Source organism: Streptacidiphilus sp. EB129, assembly GCF_041262645.1.
Lineage (GTDB): Bacteria > Actinomycetota > Actinomycetes > Streptomycetales > Streptomycetaceae > Streptacidiphilus.
In genome coordinates this window covers 123,069-143,183 of sequence record NZ_JBGCCS010000015.1, presented here as the reverse complement: position 1 = coordinate 143,183, position 20,115 = coordinate 123,069, and the positions used below count along the sequence as shown (strand labels likewise).

Annotated in this window: 15 protein-coding genes, 2 tRNA genes and 1 pseudogene; 7 read left to right on the top strand and 11 right to left on the bottom strand. The window is 71.1% G+C overall.

Annotation, left to right across the window (positions count from 1 at the left end; all coding sequences use genetic code 11):
• Positions 1-23: 23 nt before the first annotated feature.
• The 5 genes from ABH925_RS20025 to ABH925_RS20005 all read right to left on the bottom strand — a co-directional run bounded on the left by ABH925_RS20025 (position 24) and on the right by ABH925_RS20005 (position 3,963).
• On the bottom strand, positions 24-1,820 hold the full coding sequence (locus ABH925_RS20025) for an MDR family MFS transporter (protein WP_370149739.1): 1,797 nt from the start codon (positions 1,818-1,820) through the stop codon (positions 24-26).
• Entirely contained in the window at positions 1,817-2,338 is a 522-nt protein-coding gene (locus tag ABH925_RS20020; protein WP_370149737.1) for a MarR family winged helix-turn-helix transcriptional regulator, read from the bottom strand. Before ABH925_RS20020 ends, ABH925_RS20025 begins: the two co-directional genes overlap by 4 nt.
• 304 nt (positions 2,339-2,642) lie before the next feature.
• A complete protein-coding gene (locus ABH925_RS20015) occupies positions 2,643-3,095 on the bottom strand; it encodes a hypothetical protein (RefSeq protein WP_370149735.1) in 453 nt (150 codons plus the stop codon).
• A gap of 494 nt (positions 3,096-3,589) precedes the next feature.
• Positions 3,590-3,662: transfer RNA gene (locus tag ABH925_RS20010), tRNA-Arg, on the bottom strand.
• Between the two features lie 210 nt (positions 3,663-3,872).
• Positions 3,873-3,963, bottom strand: a tRNA-Ser gene (locus ABH925_RS20005).
• A 230-nt stretch (positions 3,964-4,193) separates the two neighbouring features.
• Here ABH925_RS20005 and ABH925_RS20000 point away from each other — a divergent pair.
• Entirely contained in the window at positions 4,194-7,853 is a 3,660-nt protein-coding gene (locus ABH925_RS20000; protein ID WP_370149734.1) for a PAS domain-containing protein, read from the top strand.
• 157 nt (positions 7,854-8,010) lie between these two features.
• Here ABH925_RS20000 and ABH925_RS19995 read toward each other — a convergent pair whose 3' ends face one another.
• Both ABH925_RS19995 and ABH925_RS19990 read right to left on the bottom strand, forming a co-directional pair.
• Positions 8,011-9,693 carry a long-chain fatty acid--CoA ligase gene (locus tag ABH925_RS19995; protein ID WP_370149732.1) on the bottom strand — a complete coding sequence of 561 codons (1,683 nt, stop codon included), beginning with the start codon at positions 9,691-9,693 and terminating at the stop codon, positions 8,011-8,013.
• Between the two features lie 128 nt (positions 9,694-9,821).
• Positions 9,822-10,673: a DUF1906 domain-containing protein gene (locus tag ABH925_RS19990; RefSeq protein ID WP_370149731.1), complete on the bottom strand. Its 852-nt coding sequence runs from the start codon at positions 10,671-10,673 to the stop codon at positions 9,822-9,824.
• 224 nt (positions 10,674-10,897) lie between these two features.
• Here ABH925_RS19990 and ABH925_RS19985 point away from each other — a divergent pair, with 224 nt between their 5' ends.
• Entirely contained in the window at positions 10,898-12,232 is a 1,335-nt protein-coding gene (locus ABH925_RS19985; RefSeq protein ID WP_370149729.1) for a protein kinase, read from the top strand.
• A 115-nt stretch (positions 12,233-12,347) separates the two neighbouring features.
• On the opposite strand, the gene ABH925_RS19980 is transcribed toward ABH925_RS19985, so the two are convergent.
• The 4 genes and pseudogenes from ABH925_RS19980 to ABH925_RS19965 form a co-directional block, all read right to left on the bottom strand.
• Entirely contained in the window at positions 12,348-13,532 is a 1,185-nt protein-coding gene (locus ABH925_RS19980) for a lipid-transfer protein (RefSeq protein ID WP_370149727.1), read from the bottom strand.
• Complete coding sequence (locus ABH925_RS19975; protein WP_370149725.1) at positions 13,529-14,941, bottom strand: OB-fold domain-containing protein; 1,413 nt, start codon at positions 14,939-14,941, stop codon at positions 13,529-13,531. The genes ABH925_RS19980 and ABH925_RS19975 overlap by 4 nt, the downstream gene beginning before the upstream one ends.
• Before the next feature lie 93 nt (positions 14,942-15,034).
• Positions 15,035-15,328, bottom strand: a complete 294-nt coding sequence (locus ABH925_RS19970) for a hypothetical protein (RefSeq protein ID WP_370149722.1) — start codon at positions 15,326-15,328, stop codon at positions 15,035-15,037.
• A 369-nt stretch (positions 15,329-15,697) separates the two neighbouring features.
• Positions 15,698-15,859: pseudogene (locus ABH925_RS19965) on the bottom strand (GntR family transcriptional regulator); the annotation flags it as partial.
• Between ABH925_RS19965 and ABH925_RS19960 the strand changes: the two are divergent.
• The 5 genes from ABH925_RS19960 to ABH925_RS19940 all read left to right on the top strand — a co-directional run bounded on the left by ABH925_RS19960 (position 15,839) and on the right by ABH925_RS19940 (position 20,092).
• The gene (locus ABH925_RS19960) at positions 15,839-16,054 is read left to right on the top strand and encodes a helix-turn-helix domain-containing protein (protein WP_370149815.1); all 216 of its coding nucleotides are present in this window, start codon (positions 15,839-15,841) and stop codon (positions 16,052-16,054) included. The pseudogene ABH925_RS19965 and the gene ABH925_RS19960 sit on opposite strands and share 21 nt — an antisense overlap.
• Positions 16,055-16,083: 29 nt before the next feature.
• Positions 16,084-16,395, top strand: coding sequence for a Uma2 family endonuclease (locus ABH925_RS19955; RefSeq protein WP_370149720.1), 312 nt, complete (start codon positions 16,084-16,086; stop codon positions 16,393-16,395).
• 642 nt (positions 16,396-17,037) lie between these two features.
• Positions 17,038-17,745 carry a TetR/AcrR family transcriptional regulator gene (locus tag ABH925_RS19950; protein WP_370149717.1) on the top strand — a complete coding sequence of 236 codons (708 nt, stop codon included), beginning with the start codon at positions 17,038-17,040 and terminating at the stop codon, positions 17,743-17,745.
• Between the two features lie 158 nt (positions 17,746-17,903).
• A complete protein-coding gene (locus ABH925_RS19945; RefSeq protein WP_370149715.1) occupies positions 17,904-18,545 on the top strand; it encodes a thermostable hemolysin in 642 nt (213 codons plus the stop codon).
• Entirely contained in the window at positions 18,545-20,092 is a 1,548-nt protein-coding gene (locus ABH925_RS19940) for an AMP-binding protein (protein ID WP_370149713.1), read from the top strand. The genes ABH925_RS19945 and ABH925_RS19940 overlap by 1 nt, the downstream gene beginning before the upstream one ends.
• Positions 20,093-20,115: the final 23 nt, after the last annotated feature.

Below are 20,115 nucleotides of genomic sequence, written 5' to 3'. Positions count from 1 at the left end.
GACCGGAGAACCGGTCGGCTGCCTCAGGCGGAGTCGGTGACCTCTTCGGACTCGTCCTGCGCCGTCGCCCGGTCCCCGGCATCCACGACGACACCCGCTTCGTCCTGGGCAACCGCCTTGGCGTCGGCCTGGGCCTTGGCATGCGCCTGAGCCTGGGCCTGGATGCCGGAGACGCTGCGGAGCGGCACCTCCTTGATGAACAGCACCAGGACGAAGGCCACCACCATCACGACCGCGCCGAGCAGGAACACGGTGTGCATGGAGTCCGCGAAACCCTGCTTGAACGGGGCTGCGAACACCGCGTCGAGCCGCTGGATGAAGGAGGAGTCACTCAGCACCGAGGATGAGCCTCCTCCGGCCGCCGGGTGCTGCAGCATCTGCACCACGGGCTGGTTGGCCGGCTTGCCGACCACGGCCGGGTCGTGCAGCGCCGCCTGGAACTGCGGGGTCTTCGAGGCCGCGGTGAAGGCGTTGCCGATCTTGTCGCCAACGGTGCTGAACAGCACCGACAGGAAGACCGCGGTGCCGACCGTCGCGCCGAGCTGGCGGAAGAACGTGGCCGACGCGGTCGCCACGCCCATGTCCTTGGCCGGGACGGCGTTCTGCACGGACAGGGTCAGCGTCTGCATGGTGAATCCCAGGCCGATGCCAAACAGCAGCATGTAGGCCATGGTCTCCGGCAGCGCCGTGTTCCACTGCACCTCGTAGTGGAACAGCAGCATGGCGACGACCATGAGTGCCGTGCCGATGACCGGGAAGATCTTGTAGCGCCCGCTGCGGGCGGTGAGCTGGCCGGTCAGGATCGAGGCGGCCATCATGCCCAGCATCAGCGGCAGCATCAGCAGGCCCGACTTGGTCGGGCTCGCGCCCTTCACGATCTGCAGGTACTGAGGGATCATCAGCATCCCGCCGAACATCCCCATGCCCACCAGCACCGAGAGCACGCTGGTCTGGCTGAACACCTTGTTGCCGAACAGCCGCATCGGGATCAGTGCCGCGTCGCCCATCCGGCGCTCGACCAGGATCCAGGCGACCACCCCGACCACGCCGATGACGTAGCAGGCCAGCGAGCGGCCGGAGAGCCACCCCCAGTCCCGGCCCTGCTCGGCGACGAGGAGCAGCGGGACCACGCCGACGGCGATGGTGACCGCGCCCCACCAGTCGATGCGCTGCTCGCGGCGGACGTGCGGGACGTTGAGCACCTTGGCGACGACGACCAGCGCGATCATGCCGATCGGCACGTTCACCAGGAACACCCAGCGCCAGCCCGCGATGCCGAGGATGGTGCTCTGGCCCGCCAGGAAGCCGCCGACCAGCGGACCCAGCACGCTGGAGGTGGCGAAGACGGCGAGGATGTAGCCCTGGTAGCGGGCCCGCTCACGCGGCGGCACGATGTCGCCGATGATCGCCAGTGCCAGGGACATCAGTCCGCCGGCGCCCAGGCCCTGGAACGCCCGGAAGGCGGCCAGCTCGATCATCGAGGTGGAGAAGGTGCAGGCCACCGAGCCGACCACGAAGATGCTGATCGCGGCGAGGAAGAACGGCTTGCGGCCGTAGATGTCGGAGAGCTTGCCGTAGAGCGGCGTGGCGATGGTCGAGGTGATCAGGTACGCGGTGGTGGTCCAGGCCTGCTCGCTGAGACCGTGCAGGTCGTCGGCGATGGTCCGGATCGCCGTGCTGACGATCGTCTGGTCCAGGGCGGCCAGGAACATCCCGATCATCAGACCGCTGAGGATGGTCAGGATCTGGCGGTGACTCAGCCCGCCCGGCGCGGGGGTCGGCGCGGCGACCGCCCCCGCTGTGCTGTTGCCGCTGCTCATGCGGGATCTCCTTGGTGTGCTGCGGCAGTGGCCATCGGAGCGGTGGCTCCGGGCGGGCCGCCGAACAGTTGTGCGCGGTTCTCGGCGAAGTCGTCGTTGAGGCGGCCGAACAGCCGGACCAGCTGGTACCGGTCCTCGGCCGGCCAGGCCTCAAGGATCACGGCCAGCTGCTCGTTGCGCTGGTCGCGGTAGTGCTGGAAGGCGAGCACCCCGTCGGGGGTGGCGGAGAGCAGGGCACCCCTGCGGTCCTCGGGGTCCGGACGGCGCTCGACCAGCCCCCGGTCGACCAGCGAACGGATCTGCCGGCTGACGGTGGACAGATCCAGCAGGGTGTCCGCGGCGAGATCGGTGGCCCGGCGCGGACCGCAGGTGACCAGCCGGGCCAGCAGCAGCCGGTCGCCGCCGCCCGGGTCCTCCCGGGAGCGCTGCTTCCACGCCGTGATCAGCCTGACGAAGCGTGACATCTCGTCCCCGAGCGCAGTCGCCGCATCCGCGGCGGTCGCAGTCCCCTGCTCCATGGCCACCCTCCCCTGACACTTACGGCGACGTTATTGCTTGCCTCCAGCAACTAACTGTACACCGCATGCTTTCATTCCCAAGGATGAGATCCCCCGCAGCTCTCGCCCCGGGACCCGACAGGCCATCAGCGACCGCCCTCGACCGCCCTCGAGAAAGGCCCCCGAGCCTGGAGTCAACCCCCAGGCCCGGAGGCCCTCACACTGTCGCAGCCGTCCTCATCTGGTCACGCGGATGACCTGATAGACAGAACCCAGCCTACGGCTGTACGGCGGCGTCCTCAGTCGTCACGGACGCGGATGCCCGTCAGCAGGTCCAGTTGATCGGCGTGGTGCCGACGTAGATCCGGCCCTGGGAGTTGATGTCGACGGTGGTTCCGCCGCCACCCATGGTGTTGCTGGCCCACACGGCGTTGCCGTAGGCACGGTAGAGGACGAAGTTCCCGTCGGCCTGGTAGTCGGCGTGCGTAGCCCCGGAATTCATGGTGTTCGACGCCCAGCAGACGTACTTGTTGCCGGTGCTGTTGTCGAAGCGGTACTCCACCAGATTGCCGTCGGCCTGCATGTCCAGCTCCCAACCCGTGGCGTTGCTGGAGTCAGCCGGGTTGTAGCGGTAGATGTACTGGCCCACCGTCAGCTGCTGTCCCCTGGTGAGCTGGCTGCCGAATGCGTCGGCCGAGGCGTTGCCGGTGGAGATGGTCATCACCATCGGGATGGCCGCGGCCACCGCGGCGATCCTGGCGATACGCGCCTTGCGCATGGATGTCCCCTGAAATAGGTGAGTTGGGTGTGCTGGGTGGCGCTCATGGCCCTGGCAACTGGCACAGACGGCTCTGGAGTGCGGCCCCACCGTGCCGTTTGGCACGCGGCGGTGGCAACCTGGATCGGTGTCTCCGCGTCTCCATCTGCTCGCGCGCCTCTGACCTGCGGATTGAGACGTCTCACAAAGGCTGAGCGCACGCGGTCCACGCGAAGAGCGATCTTTGGCGGGATGATCTCGTGGGGGTTCCGCGTAGGCCCTTGGGCGCCAGGTCGAGGAAGAGGCCACCCGCGTGATGGAGACCACACTTCGGGAAGCGGCGGCCGGCATGGCCGGCGTGCTGGGGGACCGACCTGACGAGGGGTCCGCAGAGGACGAGGGCGACAACGGTCCGGAGCCCGCAGGGGCGCCGTGCGGCGCTCAGCAGCCACGTTGCTGTCAGCCGTGGACGCCAAAAGGCCCGGAGACTAAGTCTCCGGGCCTCTGGCCTGCGGTGCGCTCAGCAGGATTCGAACCTGCAACCTCTTGATCCGTAGTCAAGTGCTCTATCCGTTGAGCTATGAGCGCCTGCTTGGCTTCCGGGCGTTTTTCGTTCGCCCCGCTGCCTTGCGAGAACTACATTACACGAGCCCCGCCCTCGGGTGAAATCGAGTATTCGAGGCCCCTGAGCTGCGCCTCGACCCCGCCTCGGGTGAGGCTGCGGGAGGGAGCCCAGACGGGTCCCGGACCCGTAGACGCAGACAGGGTCCCTCGCCGAAGCGAGGGACCCTGGGGCTGCGGAGGCTGAGGGATTTGAACCCTCGATGGGGGGTAAACCCCAAACCGCATTAGCAGTGCGGCGCCATAGACCGGACTAGGCGAAGCCTCCTTGCTGCCGGACGTGACCGCCGCCACAAGTGGCGCGCACGACCGTCTGCATGGATGATGCCACAGCCCCTGGGGCTGCGGCCAACCAGTAACCACGTTACTAGGCGGGTCGCCGTGACTGCAAAAAGGATGGGATAGTGCTTGCTGGCGAGCCCGGGGGGAGTCTCGTCGGCGCAGGGGTCGGACCCAGGCCGCTGCGGCAGCGAAGTCAGCTAGGGAGGACGGCTCGTCGTGAGCAGCAGGCCGACCCGAGGCACTGCTCGCCTCGCAGCGATACTGGACGCACTGCCGGACGCGTTGTTGCTGGTCAACAGCAACGGCACGGTCGTGGACGCGAACGCCGCCGCCGTGCGCAGCCTGCAGGCTCCCGGCACCTCACTGGTCGGCATGGGCGTCCTGGACCTCCTCCCCGAGTTCGATCCGAGCCGGATCCCCGGCTCGATGCGGCCGCGCGGGCGGACCGAGGACGGCGCCGAGGACGACGGCAAGCCGGTGCGGATGACGGCGCGGCGTACCGACGGCACCAGCTTCCCGGTCGAGGTCGCCGGTAACGAGTTCGAGGACGACGGGCTGCTCGGCGGCAGCGGCGCCGGGCTCGGTGAGAGCAGCCGTGACGGCTTCGGGCCCTACGACTCCTACGGCGGGGTGTCCCGCTACGGCTACGGGTCCAGCGGCGGCAACAGCCGGCCCGCCGACCGTGAGCTGTTGCTGATCGTCGTCCGGGACCTGTCCGGACGGCTGGAGGTCGAGGCGGAGCTGCGCCGCCAGCACAAGCAGACCGAGATGATCCTGCGGGCCGCCGCCGAGGGCGTGCTCGGGGTGGACATCGAGGGCCGCGTGGTCCTGGTCAACCCCGCCGCCGCGCACATCCTCGGTTACCGGGCCAGCGAGCTCGGCGGCCTGGAGCTGATGCCGCTGGTCCAGCACTCCAGGGCCGACGGCACCCCGCTGCCCGCCGAGGAGTCACCGCTCGCCGACACCCTGGTCTCCGGCCGCAAGCACCGGGTCCGGACCGCGACGCTGTGGCGCAAGGACGGCCGCCCGGTCAGCGTGGAGCTGTCCACCGCGCCGGTACGGGACGGCGACCAGCTGGTCGGCGCGGTGATGACGTTCACCGACCGGAGTGCGTACCTGGCGCTGGCGGCACGGCACGAGCACCTCACCGCCGTCCTGCAGGAGGAGCTGGACGAGCCGCTGACCAGGCTTCAGGACACCCTGGACCAGCTCGCCCGGGACCCTGCCGGACAGCTGTGGCCGGAGGCGAACTGGGTGCTGCGGCGGCTGGCCGCCGAGTGCGCGCGAACCTCGCGGATGCTCGACGGGGTGCTGTCCTACCAGCGCTTCGACGCCGCGCTGGACAGCGGCCGGGAGACCCTGGACCGGCAGCCGGTGGGCCTGGACCAGGTGGTGAACCGGGCCGTGGCCGCGGCGACCGAGCTGATCGGCGCGGACCGGGTGCGGTTCGCGGTGCACCCGTCCGAGGTCGAGGTGATCGCGGACCAGGAGCGGCTGGCACAGGCGCTGGGCCACCTGATCGCGGACGTGGCCACCGAGGCGGCGCCGGCCGGGTCCGCGCCGGGCAAGGGACAGCTGTACGGGATGGCCGTGGGGGTGGCCAACGGCCTGTCGGCCTCGTCCGCGCAGGGTCCGACCGTGGTGATAGCGGCCGCGCAGCGCGGGCAGGTGGCACGGATCGAGGTGCGGGGCCCGAGCGCGGGCGGCAGCCGGGTGCATCTGCCGATAGCGCGGGGCATGGTGGAACGCCACGGCGGCGTGCTGCAGTCGCACGAGCTGCCGGGGAAGCAAGGACGCACCTACGTGGTGGAGCTGCCGCTGGATCCGGCGACGGCACTGGAGGCCGCGGAGCGTGCCGCGGCGGCGGCCCGGACCACGGACCGCTCCAAGGTCAACGACACGGCGATACTGCCGGAACTGCCGGGCATGGGACCGGCTGCGCCGACCGCGCCGTCGGCCGTGCCGGACCCCGGCACCGACCAGAGCCTGGGCGGCAACGGGTCGCTGGGCGGGAACGCGTCGCTCGGCGGCCGGTCGCTCGGCGGGAACGGCTCGTTGGGCGGCAACGGCTCGTTGCGCGGCAATGGCTCGCTAGGTGGCGACGGCTCGCTGGGCGGGAACGGCTCGTTGGGCGGTGGTGCGTCCTTCGGCGGCTCCGCGCCGCTCGGTGGTGCGTCGCTGCCTTCGGCGCGGCGCAGCGAGGAGAGCCTGGCCGCGGAGTCGCGCGGCGGCTCCGGTGCCGGTGCCGAGGCAGGCAACGGGACGCAGGGCCAGAGCCAGGCCGCGCGCGGACCGGAGACTCCTGCCGAGGGCATCGACCGTTCGCGGCGGCGCAGGGCGCTGCCCGCGCCCGAGGTGGTGCGGCCGCCCCGGGCGATGGCGCCGCCGGAACCGCAGTCGGCACAGTCGGCGCAGGCCGGACAGATGAGCCAGGTGACACACCTGGGCCAGATCGGCCGGATCGGCCAGCAGGCCACACCGGCCCAGCAGGGCCAGCAGGGGCAGCAGGGGCAGCAGGGGCAGCAGGGCGTGAACGGATCGCCGGGGAACTTCCCCGGGTTGATCGGCGCGCCGGTGTACCCCGGACTCGAACACGCGCTCCCGCCGGCCGGCAGCAGGATCGACACGCCCGCGCGGGGGACCGAGGCGCAGGTGCCGAGCGGGCGGCGGCGGAGGCTGGCGATTCCGCCGGCCGAGGGATCGGCGCGGCCGCTGGGGAGCAGCCCGCTGGCGCTGGACCCCGTCGGCGGACCCACCGCTGCGGCAACTGCCGAGCCCACCGGCCCGAACCCGGCCGGGGCAGCCGGACCGGGCGCGGCTGGAGCTGCGGGGCCCGGGTCCGGCGCGGCCGCGCTGCAGCCGGTGCCCGCCACCGCCCCGTTCGGCGGCCGGTTCGGCCCCGACGGCGGTGGCGCGGTGACCACGACGGAGCGTCAGGGCAGCGACGGTGCCCGCAGTACCGCCGATGGCACCGGCAGTGGAAGTGCCGGCGGCTACGCGCTCGGGCCGGGGCAGGACGCCCGCGCGCTGGGGGCTGTCGCAGGCACGCAGCCGCCGATGCCCGCGCTGCCCGGTGACACGGACGAGGACGCGCCGGGGACGGAGAGCCGGCTGGAGTTCATCGCCGGGGCCGACTACCCGACGATGATCGCGCCGGCCGCGGACGGACGGCCGCGCCGGCTGCTGGTGTGGCCGGAGCCGGACCCGTCGACCCGTCAGGCGCTGCAGGACCGGGGCTACCGTCCGGTCAACGTCCGTACCCGGGAGGAGGTCGAGGGGCAGGTCGCCGGCTATCCGGCAGCACTCTTCGTCGACCCGCTGACCGGACCGATCACCCGGACCGCGCTGCAGTCGCTGCGCACCGCCGCGGGGGACGCCAACATCCCGGTACTGGTCACCGCCGGGCTGGGGCAGGCCACCCGGGAGGCCGCGTACGGCGCGGACCCGGCGGTGCTGCTGCGGGCGCTGGCGCCGCGCGACAGCGAGCGGCACGCGCCGAGGGTGCTGCTGGTCGAGCAGGACCACGACATCGCCGCGGCCTTCACCGGGACTCTGGAACGGCGCGGCATGCACGTGGTCCACGCCGTCAGCGAGAACGACGCCGTGGAGAAGGCCGGCAGCGTGCAGCCGAACCTGGTGGTGATGGACCTGATGCTGATCCGGCGCCGCCGCGTCGGCATCGTGGACTGGCTGCGCGGCAGCAACCAGCTGGCCCGCACTCCGCTGGTCGTCTACACCTCGGTGGACAGCTCGGACGAGACGCACCGGCTGCGCTCCGGCGAGACCGTGCTGTTCCTCGCCGAGCGGTCCACCAGCGCGGAGGTCCAGAGCCGGATCGTCGACCTGCTCGGCAAGATCGGATCCCTCGGCCAGTAACCGGCACCCCGGCACGCCAGACGGAGGCGCCGCGCCCCGTACTCGGGGCGCGGCGCCTTCGTCCGTCGGCGGGTGTCCCCGGGCGGCGGCGGAGCCGGAGCGCCTCCGCCCGTGGCGCGGCACGGTGGTGACGCTCCGCCGGAGGGGATCGGCCCTGCTAGGCGGTGGTGTCCTTGCCGAGGACGGTGACGTCGAGGGCGCCCTCGGCGTACTCGCGCCGGATGACCTTCTTGTCGAACTTGCCCACCGAGGTCTTGGGTACCGACTCGACGACGGACCAGCGCTCGGGGAGCTGCCAGTGCGCGATCCTGCCGGCGAGGAAGGCCCGCAGCTCGGCGAAGCCGGCCTGGGCGCCGGGCCGGAGCACGACGGTGGCGAGCGGGCGCTCGCCCCAGCGCTCGTCCGGCACGGCGACGACCGCGGCCTCCAGCACGTCCGGATGCGCCATCAGCTCGTTCTCCAGCTCGACCGAGGAGATCCACTCACCGCCGGACTTGATCACGTCCTTGGAGCGGTCGGTGAGCGTCAGGTAGCCGTCCTCGCTGACGGTGCCGACGTCGCCGGTGCGCAGCCAGCCGTCGGGGCTGAATTTCTCGCCCAGCTCCGGAGGGTTGCCCGCGCCGCCGTAGTAGGCGGCGGCGATCCACGGACCGCGGACCTCGATCTCGCCGGCCGAGCTGCCGTCGTGCGGCATCGGGGTGCCGTCCGGTCCGATGACCCGGACCTGGACCGAGGCCGGGAAGCGGCCCTGGGTGAGCCGGTACGGCCAGGCCTCCTCGGCGCTGAGCCCGCCCGGCGGCAGCGAGACGCTGCCCAGCGGGGACGTCTCGGTCATGCCCCAGGCGTGGATCAGAGTGATGCCGTGGCGCTCCTCGAAGGCCTTCATCAGGGACGGCGGGCAGGCGGAGCCGCCGATGACGACACGACGCAGGGTGCTGACGTCGTAGCGGCCGGGGTTGGCGTCGAGCTCGCCGAGCAGCCCGGTCCAGATGGTCGGGACGGCCGCGCTGAAGGTGGGGCGTTCGGCGGTGATCATCGTGGCCAGCGGCTGCGGCTGCAGGTACCGGTCCGGCATCAGCAGCGAGGCGCCGACCATGAACGCGGCATAGGGGATGCCCCACGCGTTCACATGGAACATCGGCACGACCGGGAGGATCAGGTCGGCGTCGGTGAAGGCGAAACTCTCGGCGGAGACCACCTGCATGCAGTGCAGGTACATGGAGCGGTGGCTGTAGGCCACGCCCTTGGGATCCCCGGTGGTGCCGGAGGTGTAGCAGAGGGCGGCCGCACTGCGCTCGTCCAGGTCCATCGGGAAGGGGAAGCTGGTCGGGCGGTCGGCGATGAGCTCCTCGTAGTGGTGGACGGTGCCGGCGAATCCGTCCAGCTGGGCGGCGGCGGCGTCGCCCGCGTCGCCGACCAGCACGATGTGCCGCAGCGTCGGGCGCAGCTGCGGCAGCAGCGGTGCGAGCAGCGGCAGCAGACTGCTGTTGACCAGGATGGTGTGGTCGGCCGCGTGGTTGATGATGAAGGCGAGCTGCTGCGGGGGCAGCCGCAGGTTGAGCGTGTGCAGGACCGCGCCCATGGAGGGGATCGCCAGGTACGCCTCCTGGTGCTCGGTGTTGTTCCACATCAGGGTGGCGACCCGCTGGTCGCCGGTGACACCCAGCTCGTCCCGCAGTGCGTGCGCCAGCTGGGCCGCCCGCGCCCCGACCTCGGCGAAGCTGCGCGGCACGGCCTTCTGGCCGTCCCAGGTGGTGACCGTGGAGCGGCCGTGGATGGTGGACCCATGGGCGAGTATCCGGCCCACGGTGAGTGGGACGTCCTGCATCGTGCTGAGCACCTGGATCCTCCTTGGCCGTGAGCGGACTACCGGCGGGTAGCGGCGGTCGCTGAGTGGAGATTCTGTCGCTCCGGCGGCGCTATGTCAGCAAAGGCGAGGAAGGAGTGTTCAGCCGACGTCAGCCGACGTCACCCGACGATCGCGACGGGAGCGTCCACGGCGTTGCGGTCGATGAGCATCCGCACTCCGCCGTGGGTCTCGTCGGTGTTGCCGTAGAACTGGTGCAGTCGGCGGTGCGCGACCCACTGGCCGTGGCCCAGCGCACGGAAGCCGTCGGTGCTGGCCCGGGCGTCCCAGCGGGCGTACCAGACCACGTCGGGCAGGTTGGTCGCCGGATGGCGCTGGAGGGCGACCGCGGCGAGGTCGGCGATGCCGGAGTCGGAGCTGCTGTAGAAGCCGGCCAGGTAGCCGGCCGAGCGGACGGTCTGCGACCAGGCCGCGGTGTACTGCAGCACGGCGAGGGTGCAGCGGCCGCCGTCGCGGGCGTAGTCCTCCATGTCCAGGTAGACCGGACTGCCCGGTCTGAACCCGAGCCCGCGCAGCGCGCGGGCGGCGTCCCGTCCCTCGTCGACGCCCTCGGCGATGGCACGCCTGGGGTCGATCCGGGTGGACCTGTGCTCCTTCGTCACACACGGGGCCTGGGAGCCGACATAGAGCGGCAGCAGCTGCCAGCCCAGGGCGACGGCGGACCTGGCCCAGGCATGGCTGAGCCGGGGTTGCGAGCAGGCCCGGTTCCGGCCGCCGACGTAGATGCCGAGCGCGCCGTACGGCGAGCTGCGATGCCAGGCGTGGAGCTCGCCGAGGGCGGGGGCGGCGCAGGTGTCGAACGCCTGGCCGGTGAAGACGTGGGCGGCCGCACCGGACTCCTGGGCACCGGCGGGGGTGACGCCGATGATCGTCCCTGCGACACAGACCAGGGCGAGCACCGCGGCGGAGAGGGAGGCGTGGGTGGCGGCGACTGCCGTTCGAAGAGTAGTCACATGCGATCGTGACCGTAATATCCGATATAGGACGATCTGCCACGCCCAGGTAATCAGCGTGATGGAGTAACCACACTGATGCCCACTCAGCTGATCGGGGCACGGACCGGGGCGCTGCGGCCGCGCCCCGGGAGGCGTCCGCCCGCCCACAGGAATTCCACACGATCCGGGTCTACGGTGCGCAGCGGTCATGGCCGGGCGAACGGGCGAGAGGACGGTGCCTCGTGGAGGACCGGGTGCTGGGTGGGCGCTATGTGGTGTCCGGACTGCTCGGACGGGGCGGGATGGCGGAGGTGCACCTCGCGCACGACCTGCGGCTGGACCGACCGGTCGCGGTGAAGCTGCTGCGGCCGGACATCGCCGTCGACCCCACCTTCCTGGCCCGGTTCCGGCGCGAGGCGCTCTCCGCGGCCTCGCTGAACCACCCGGGGGTGGTCGCGGTCTACGACTGCGGCGAGGACACCGCCGAGGGAGTGCTGCTGCCGTACCTGGTGATGGAGTACGTACGCGGCTCCACCCTGGCCGAACTGCTGGCCGAGGAGGCCCCGCTGCCGGTGCGTGAGGCGCTGGAGCTGACCGGGGGCGTGCTGGACGCCCTGGCCACGGCGCACGCGCAGGGCATCGTGCACCGCGACATCAAGCCCGCCAACGTGATGCTGACCGGCGACGGCCGGACCAAGGTCATGGACTTCGGCATCGCCCGGCCCATGAACACGGCGGCCACCGCGCTCACCCAGCCCGCGATGGTGATCGGCACGGCCGACTACCTCTCCCCGGAGCAGGCCGGCGGCCGCACCGTGGACACCCGCTCGGACCTCTACTCCACCGGCTGCCTGCTCTACGAACTGCTCACCGGACGGCCTCCGTTCACCGGTGGCACGCCGATGGAGGTGGCCTGGGCCCGGCTGCGGACCACGCCGGAACCGCCCTCGGCCCGCGCCCCGGCCCTGACCGCCGACTGCGACCGGCTGGTGCTGCGGGCCCTGGCCCAGGATCCGGACCAGCGGTTCCAGAGCGCGACGGAGATGCGCGGAGCGGTGGACGCGGCGCTGCGCGGGCTGGAGCCGGCAGCGGCGGGGCACCCGGCACTGTCCGCCGTCCCGTCCCGCGCGTCAGCCGCAACGCCGTCCGCCGTTTCGTCGACGCTGCCGCTTGCCGCTCGGCAGCGGGCTCCGAGGCCAGCGCCGGCGCCGACGCGGGTCGAGCGCGCGGTGCGTCCGCGGCGTCGCCGGGGCCGGACCGTCGCGATCGCCGTCGGCGCCGTGCTGCTCAGCGTCGGCGGAGCGGTGGCGGTGGCCCGGAACGCGGGCGTCGGCACCACCGCGGGCACGAGCCCGCGTCCGGCCCAGGCCGTGGTGCCCGACCTGGGCGGCCGGACGCTGCTGGAGGCGCGGCTGGCGGCCCGCGGCTCCGGCCTGCAGGTCGGCGCGGTGGTGCAGGGCGGCTGCACCACGGCGGCGGTCGTGCCGCGCCATGTCTGCGGCCAGTTCCCCGCGTCCGGCGGGTCCGCCGCCCGGGGCTCCCGCATCACGGTGCACCTGTCCCCGGCGACCCCCTGACCGCACCCGGGCGCCGACCAGCGCGCACCGGTCGGCGGTGACCGGTCAGCCGTCAGCGGTCAGCGGTCAGCCGTCAGCCGTCAGCGGTCAGCGGTCAGCGGTCAGCCGTCAGCCGTCAGCGGTCGATGCCCAGGATCAGGCCGGAGGTGGGGACGCCGGTACCCGCCGTGACCAGGACGTGCTCGGCGCCCGGGATCTGGTTGACGGAGCTGCCGCGCAACTGGCGCACCGCCTCGGCGATCCCGTTCATACCGTGCAGGTAGGCCTCGCCGAGCTGGCCGCCATGGGTGTTCACCGGCAGCCGGCCGTCGAGTTCCAGGACACCGCCGGCGGCGAAGGCCGCCCCCTCACCGGGGCCGCAGAAGCCGAACTCCTCCAACTGCATCAGCACGAAGGGGGTGAAGTGGTCGTAGAGCACCGCGGTGTCGATGTCCGCCGGGGTCAGCCCGCTGGTCCGCCAGAGCTGGCGGGCGACCACGCCCATCTCCGGCAGGCCGGTCAGGTCGTCGCGGTAGAAGCTGGTCATCGCCTCCTGCGCGCGGCCCGCGCCCTGCGCGGCGGCGGTGACCACCGCCGGGGGCCGGGGCAGGTCCCGGGCCCGCTCGACGGTGGTGACGACCAGGGCCTGGCCGCCGTCCGTCTCCTGGCAGCAGTCCAGCAGGCGCAACGGTTCGACGATCCAGCGCGACGCCCGATGCTCGTCCAGGGTGATCGGACGCTGGTGGAAGTAGGCGGCGGGGTTGGTAGCGGCGTGACGGCGGTCCGCGACCGCGACGGGGCCGAAGACGTCGGGGCCGAGCCCGTAGCTGTGCAGGTAGCGCTGGGCGTGCAGGGCGACCCAGGAGGCCGGGGTGAGCAGCCCGTACGGCATGGTCCAGCCCATCGACACGCCCTCGGCCGAGGGTTGACGACTCGTCAGCCCGGCGCCGAAGCGGTGCCCGGAGCGCTCGTTGAAGGCCCGGTAGCAGACCACCACCTCCGCGATGCCGGTCGCCACCGCGAGTGCGGCCTGCTGGACGGTGGCGCAGGCGGCACCCCCGCCGTAGTGGACCCGGGAGAAGAAGCTGAGCTCACCGATGCCGGCCGCCTGGGCGACGGTGATCTCCGGACTGGTGTCCATGGTGAAGGTGACCAGTCCGTCCACATCCTGTGGACGGAGCCCGGCGTCGTCCAGTGCGGCGTGCACGGCCTCGACGGCGAGCTTGAGCTCGCTGCGCCCGGAGTCCTTGGAGAACTCGGTCGCGCCGATGCCGGCGATGGCGGCGCGGCCGCCGAGGGTGTCGGCGCGGTGGACGCTCACGCGGGGCCTCCGGACGGGTCGGCGAGGAGTCGTACCTCGGCGGTGACATGGGCGCCCCTGGCGGTACTGCCGACCACCGCGAGGGTCAACTCCGTGCGGCCGTCGCCGCCGGCCCCCGGGTCACTCCGGCCGGGAACCCTGTCGACGACCCGGCCGGTGAAGGTCAGCTCGTCCCCCGGGTAGGCGGGAACGCCGAGCCGCAGTGCGATCCGCAGGATGGTCGCACCCGATCCGGCCCAGTCGGTGACATAGCGTCCGACCAGGCCGTTGCTGGTGAGGATGTTCATGAAGACGTCCGGTGCGCCCTTGGCGCGGGCCAGTTCGGCGTCATGGTGCACGTCCTGGTAGTCCCGGGTGGCGATGGCCCCGGCCACGATCAGGGTGCGGGTGACCGGGATCCGCAGCACCGGGAGGTGGTCCGGTCCGGCCGGCCGGAACAGCGGCAGCGTCAGCTCGTCGTCGCAGCGTTCGAGGGAGAGCCGGACCGGCAGGCCGATCCGGACCTGGTCCGGGGCCAGACCCACGACGTTGCTCACCACTCGGACGCCTTCGGCCAGTTCGACCAGGGCGACGGAGTACGGCGCGGCGAACGCGGCCGGCAGCGGGTGGTGGACCACGACCTGCGAGTAGACCGTGCCCTCGCCCGAGGCCGCCTCCGCGGACCAGGCGTCCGAGCCGCAGGCGTTGCAGCCGGGCAGCCAGGGGAACCGGGGGGTGGCGCAGTCCGTGCAGCGCTGGAAGCGGAGTTCGCCCTCGGCGACGCCCTGCCAGAAGCCCTCGTTGTCGCGGTTGACGACCGGACGCGGGCGCAGCCCCGTCCCGTGGCCCCGCTTCGGCTGCCCGGTCGGCTGCCGGGCCGACTGACCGGCCCCCGGCTCCGCCGACCGTCGTGGCGGCTGCTCGCCGGCCGCCGGGCGGAACTTGAGGATCCGGAAGCGGTGCGTGGCGACCGGGCGGGCCTCCTCGGGCTTCTCGCCGGCCGCCTCGTCGTAGGCCCGCAGCTCGGTACGGGTGGTGACGAAGTGCCCGGTGCCGAGGGCCGTGGTCTTCTCCGGCGACACCGTCTCGATCTCGGACTCGAAGAGCACCCGCTGCCCGGGGCGCAGCGGCGCGAGGTACTCCTGCTCGCAGTCGGTGGCGACGACGGAGGCGTAGCCGTCGGCGTCGAGCCGCCCGAGGAGTTCGTCGTACGCACCGCTGCGACTGCCGTGCCCGCTCAGCCCGGCCATCGTCCAGACCTGCAGCATCGCCGGCGGAGCGATGGCGTCGGGACCCGCGTAGGCGGGGTTGGCGTCGCCCATGGCCTCGCACCAGTGCCGGATCATGGGCGCGTTGACGGGGTCGGGCGCGCGGCCACCGGCGGCTGCCGGACGGCCTGCGTAGGACTGGAGCTCGGTGGGCTCGATCACGGATCTGACTGTGCGTCAGATCTACTCGCTCCGTCAAGGGCACCCATGCGTCGGCCCCGGGGTCCGGTCCCCGGGGCCGACGCGGTGCGACCGCTAGAAGATCACCCGCACATTGGACTGGCTGCTGTAGATGGTGCCGGAGTTGCCCTTCACGCCCAGGGTGTTGTTGGCGTTCGAGGCACCCCAGCCGGTCGCGGTCTGCTGGGTCCAGTTGGAGTTGCCGTCGACCCAGCCGGAGAGGTTGCCGCTGCCGGTATCGGACACCACGCTGCTGTTGGAGTGGTCGTTTGCGAACGAGCCGTCGTCGGCGGCCGCGGCACCCGCTCCGGCCAGCATCAGGGCGATGGCGACGGGGGCGGCGGCGAGAGCGATGCGAATGCGGGACATGTGATCCTCCAGTGGTGCGCGAAGCGTGAGTTGGCCAGTGATGGACGGTTCCGCACGGCCAGTTGCGGTCTGTCCGGACTGCGACGTCGCACCGCAAGACTTGCTCAGAAAATCGACAAGTATCCAGCGTCCGCCTGCATTTACCCCCTTCAGGTGACAAGGGAGCGCCAACCACGAACAGCCAACAATTCGTCCGCAACCGTCCCGGCCAGCGAATACCCCGCCGGACGGCACGCCCCGATCCCTCCGCGGCGACCAGGGGGCTCACGACCGTCACCGATCGCGCGCCCCACAGCGCGCATGCCCACCCCGCGCATCCGTTCAGGGCCCGGTCACGGCATGAACCGCGGAAGCCACCAACAGTGATAGCTAGACGAACTCGTATTGAAGCTCGTACAAGTGACCCGCCCTTGCCATGACCGTCACTTCAACGGGACGGTCCCCATCGCTGTACACAACTCGGAGAGTACGCAGAATCGGCAGGTCACTCGGCAGCCGCAGAGCCTCGTACTGCTTCTGAGCAGGCCAACGCTGGTACGCCTGCTGGACGCCGGGCGGATCCCGTACAGCCAGCCGGGCCGGCACCGGCGGATACTCCTCCGCGATGTCCTCGACTACGAACAGGAACGACGGCATGAGCGGCATGCCGGACTGGACGAACTGGTAGCGGCCGGCGAGGAGGCCGGGATGCACGAGGCCACCGCCACGCCCCGGCGGACCCGGTAACGCCGCCAGCGGCCGGCACGGCCGCCGACGTGGAGGCGGACGCACCCCGCGAGGCTGCGGATTCCAATCAGGTCCCCGCCGACGCCGCAGCGATCGCCGTCGAGCTGGTGTCGCCGTCCAATTCCGAGAACGACGGGGTGGGCAAGGTTCGGGACTATCCGCTCATGGGAATCCCGCTGTACCTCGTGATCGACGCCCGGCTCAAGACCGTCACTCTCTTCAGCAACCCCGACAGCAAGAAGTACCACCGCCGCGAGAACGTCGACTTCGGCGAAAGCCTCCGGATCCCCCCGCCTTTCGACTTCGACCTCGACACGGCGAGTCTGCTTCCGTACGCCTGAACACGAATGCACAGCGACACGCGGACGCCTGCCGACCCAAACGCCCTGGTCGCCCGGACCGTACGCTCCTGCCGCCTACTGGTCCTGCGCCCGGTCCGCGGGAACCCTGCGTCGCAAGGCTGGGGTGGAATCGAAAAGGGTGGGTATGGGAGTTATCCCTATGATCCACGCCTGGTCCACGCGCCCGACCATCCCACCAGCGGCCACCCTGCACCCGGTGCCCACGATGGCGGTCGCCGCCGCCGACCGGCCGCCGCGCTGTTCTCCCAGTAGTGCCGGCTGTGACCAGGATCGGTGGATGGCGCTTCCGATCTGTGGTTGGCCCGATGTGACAGCTGTCGAATGCGGTCGCAGCAACCCGAGCGGTGTCGTCCAGTTCGTAGATGTGCACCACCCTCGGGCCTTACCTGCGCAAACTCAACCCCGCCGAGGAGCAGGGTGCTGTCTGAACTTCCGGGCGAAGCGCGGGCGGGCCTTCTACTATCGCGGGGGTGTGGGCTGGTCACGGAGGCCTGTCCACGACTGAACCTCGCGGGGTGGCCTCGCATCCGGGGTAGGGCGCTGGTTCTCGCTGCGACCATCAGATCTCAATCTTATGACCATTGGTCGAAAATCGACCTCTGGTCATCCATACTCTGAGCCATGCGTACTACTCAGAGAAAAGCCCAGGAAGTAGCGGATCGTGAGCAGATGCTGGTGCAGCTCGCCCTGGAGATGATCCGTCGAGACGGCTTCCACAACCTGACGCTCAGCCGCCTGGCGGAGGAGTCAGCCTTCTCGAAGGGCACCGTCTACAACCACTTCACCTGCCGCGAGGACCTCCTCATCGAGTTGTCGGCGGAGAGCGCCCGGCGCCAGTTGCGGTATTTCCAGGCGATCGCCGACCTCCCCTGGGGCGCAGTGCAGACGCTGTACGGTCTGGCCTTGGCCTATATGCACCACGCCGAGGTGTCCCCGGTGCTCTTCGAGTGCAGCATCACTGCGCGCACCGACGCGGTCTGCGCTCTCGCATCCGAGAACCGGCTGCTCCGGCGGGATCTGGTGGAGTCCCAGATGGCCCAGATCATCGGTGCCGTGGTGGAGCGAACAGTGTCCGGCGGCGCATATGCGAACCCGAACCTGCCACCCCCGGTCGCCGTGGACGCGCTGCGCTCCTACATCCTGGGCTACGCGGCGATGCACCTGCTGTCCCGGCGCTTCCAGTGGGCACAGGAGCAGGACCAGGCGAGCAGGCTGCACACCTTGGCGTCGATGATGCAAGGCCTTGGCTGGCCGGCCCTGGGCATCCAAGAACTGACCACCACTCAGAAGGTCGTCACCGATGTGATGTCGTCCCTCACCCCCGCCTAGCGCCACCCAACGTAGCGAACGGGAGATCCTCCTGGGTGGCGCGTGTGCACTCGCCGCGTGTGACATGCAAGCCATTTTTTGACTACTTGTCAAAGTTCGACTGATCGTCATAGTGTTCCCTCGTTGCCTGCAGGGGGCAGGTGAGAGGGGGAGTGCAGATGCGAATCAACATCGCCCGCCAGGGAAGTGCGCTGTGGCAGGAGTGCGTCGACCTGGCACGGGTGCGGTACGAGCGCGACTACGGCGCGGACATCGCGCCGTCGCCCGACTGCTTCATCGCGCTGTGCGCGGACGGTCCCGGGGAGCCGGTTGCCCTGGCCTGCGCGGGGCTGACCTACGGCGGCTCGCGGGACCTGCTGATCGAGAACTACCTCGGCGAGGAGCCCGCCGAGGTGCTCGCCCGCCGGTTCGGGGAGCCGTGTGAGCCGACTGACCTGGTCGAGGTGGGTCCGCTGGCGTCCAGTGAGTCGGGAGCGGGCCTGGCTTTGATCCGGATGCTCCCGGCCCTGGGTTGGTGCAACGGCGCTCAGTTCCTGATGTGCACCGTAACGCGGTCCCTGGCGCGGACGCTCGCGCGGATCGACATCGAGTTCACCGCGATGGCCGCCGCCCGGGAGGATCTGCTGCCGCCCAGTCAGCAGGGGCGCTGGGGTACGTACTACGACACCGAGCCCGCCGCTGGGTATATCGACCTGCGCGGATTCGATGCGCAGTTCAGCCGGAGTGGCGAGGTGGGTTACCACCTTGCCGTGACTTGGGGCCAGGAGATCGCGCCCCTCAACGAGGGGGCGGCAGCCTGATGCAGGCCGTGAAGAGGAACCTCAGCGCACCCGAGCTGCAGGACCGGGTGCTGATCGAACAGCTCGCGGCCGACGGGACGGTCGCCGAGACCTTCACCTACGCCCGGGTGCGGGCGTGGAGCGGTGTGATCGGCCAGGCGTTGCGTGAACGCGGAGTGTCGCCGGGCAGCACAGTCGGGCTGGTCGCGGCGAACGGCCCCGAGTGGGTGGCCGCAGACCTCGCGCTGCTGCTGGGCGGGTACGTGGAGGTACCGGTGCCGCTTGCGTTCTCCGGCGAGCAGGCCGCCTCGCTACTGCGCGAGGTCCGTGTCTGCCTGGCCGACCGGGCGGGCGTCCGCAAGCTGGAGGAGTGGGGTCTGGCGGGTTCGATCGCCATCATCCCCGTCACGGCCGACGAGGCACCGGCAGCCGGAACCCGCGACGAACAGCAGGAGTTCCTGCCGGACGACGCGGAAGACCGCATCATCAAGGTCATTCACACCTCGGGTACGACGGGCGTCCCGAAGGGCGTGAAGATCCGGGCGAATGCCCTGGGCGCACTGCTGGATTCACTGGAGAGCATCTCTCCGGCCGGAGTCTACGAGCGGTACCTCTCGCTCGTGCCCTTCAGTCTGCTGATCGAGCAGGTCACCGCGGTCTACCTGCCGATCCTCGGCGGCGGGCGGATGGTGCTGCTGCCCGGATCGGCCGCGCTGCTCGGCACCGCCGGGTCGCGGGCGGGGGACGTGCTGACCTGGCTGCGGGCCGGCCGGCCGACCGCGGCTGTGCTTCCGCCGGCGGCGGTGAGCGCGTTGGACAAGGCGGTCCGAAGCCCGGGGACGGGAGCGGATGAGATCTTCGGGGCTGGGCGTCGGCCGTTCCTGATGGCGGGTGGGGCACCGGTGGATGTCGATGCCCTGCTCCGGCTGGATGCGGCGGGCCTGCGGGTGCATGAGGGGTACGGGCTGTCGGAGAACAGTTCCGTGGTCTCGTGGAACACGCCGGGCAATTGGCGTCCCGGAACCGTCGGACGGCCGCTGCCGCACTGCCGGGTCCGGCTCTCCGAGGAGGGCGAACTGCTGGTGAAGTCCACCTCGCTGTTCGCCGGCTACACCGTGGAGGACCCGACCAGCCGCCCCGTGGATGACCAGGGCTGGCTGCACACCGGCGATCGCGCGGAAATCGACGATGACGGATACATCCGCATCCTCGGCCGACTCAAGAACGTGATCATCACCGGCCACGGGCGGAACGTGTCCCCGGAGTGGGTCGAGGGCCGCCTGCGTACCTGCCCCGCCGTGGTCGACGCGGTGGTGTTCGGCGAGGGCATGGAGTACCTGACGGCCGTCCTGGTCACCTCCACCGACGCCAGCTCCTTCGACAGCGTGCGCCACCAGGCCCGGGAGTACGCGGCCCAGCATCTGGCCGAGACGGATCGTCCCGAGCAGTTCGTCGTGCTCCTGGACGACCACGGGGTCCGCGAGCGCTATTTCACCGTCACCGGCCGCCCGCGCCGAGACCTCATCTTCGACGAGTTCATCCGCCCCGCCCTCGCACATGCGAACTGACTACTTTTCACAACTGCTACCAC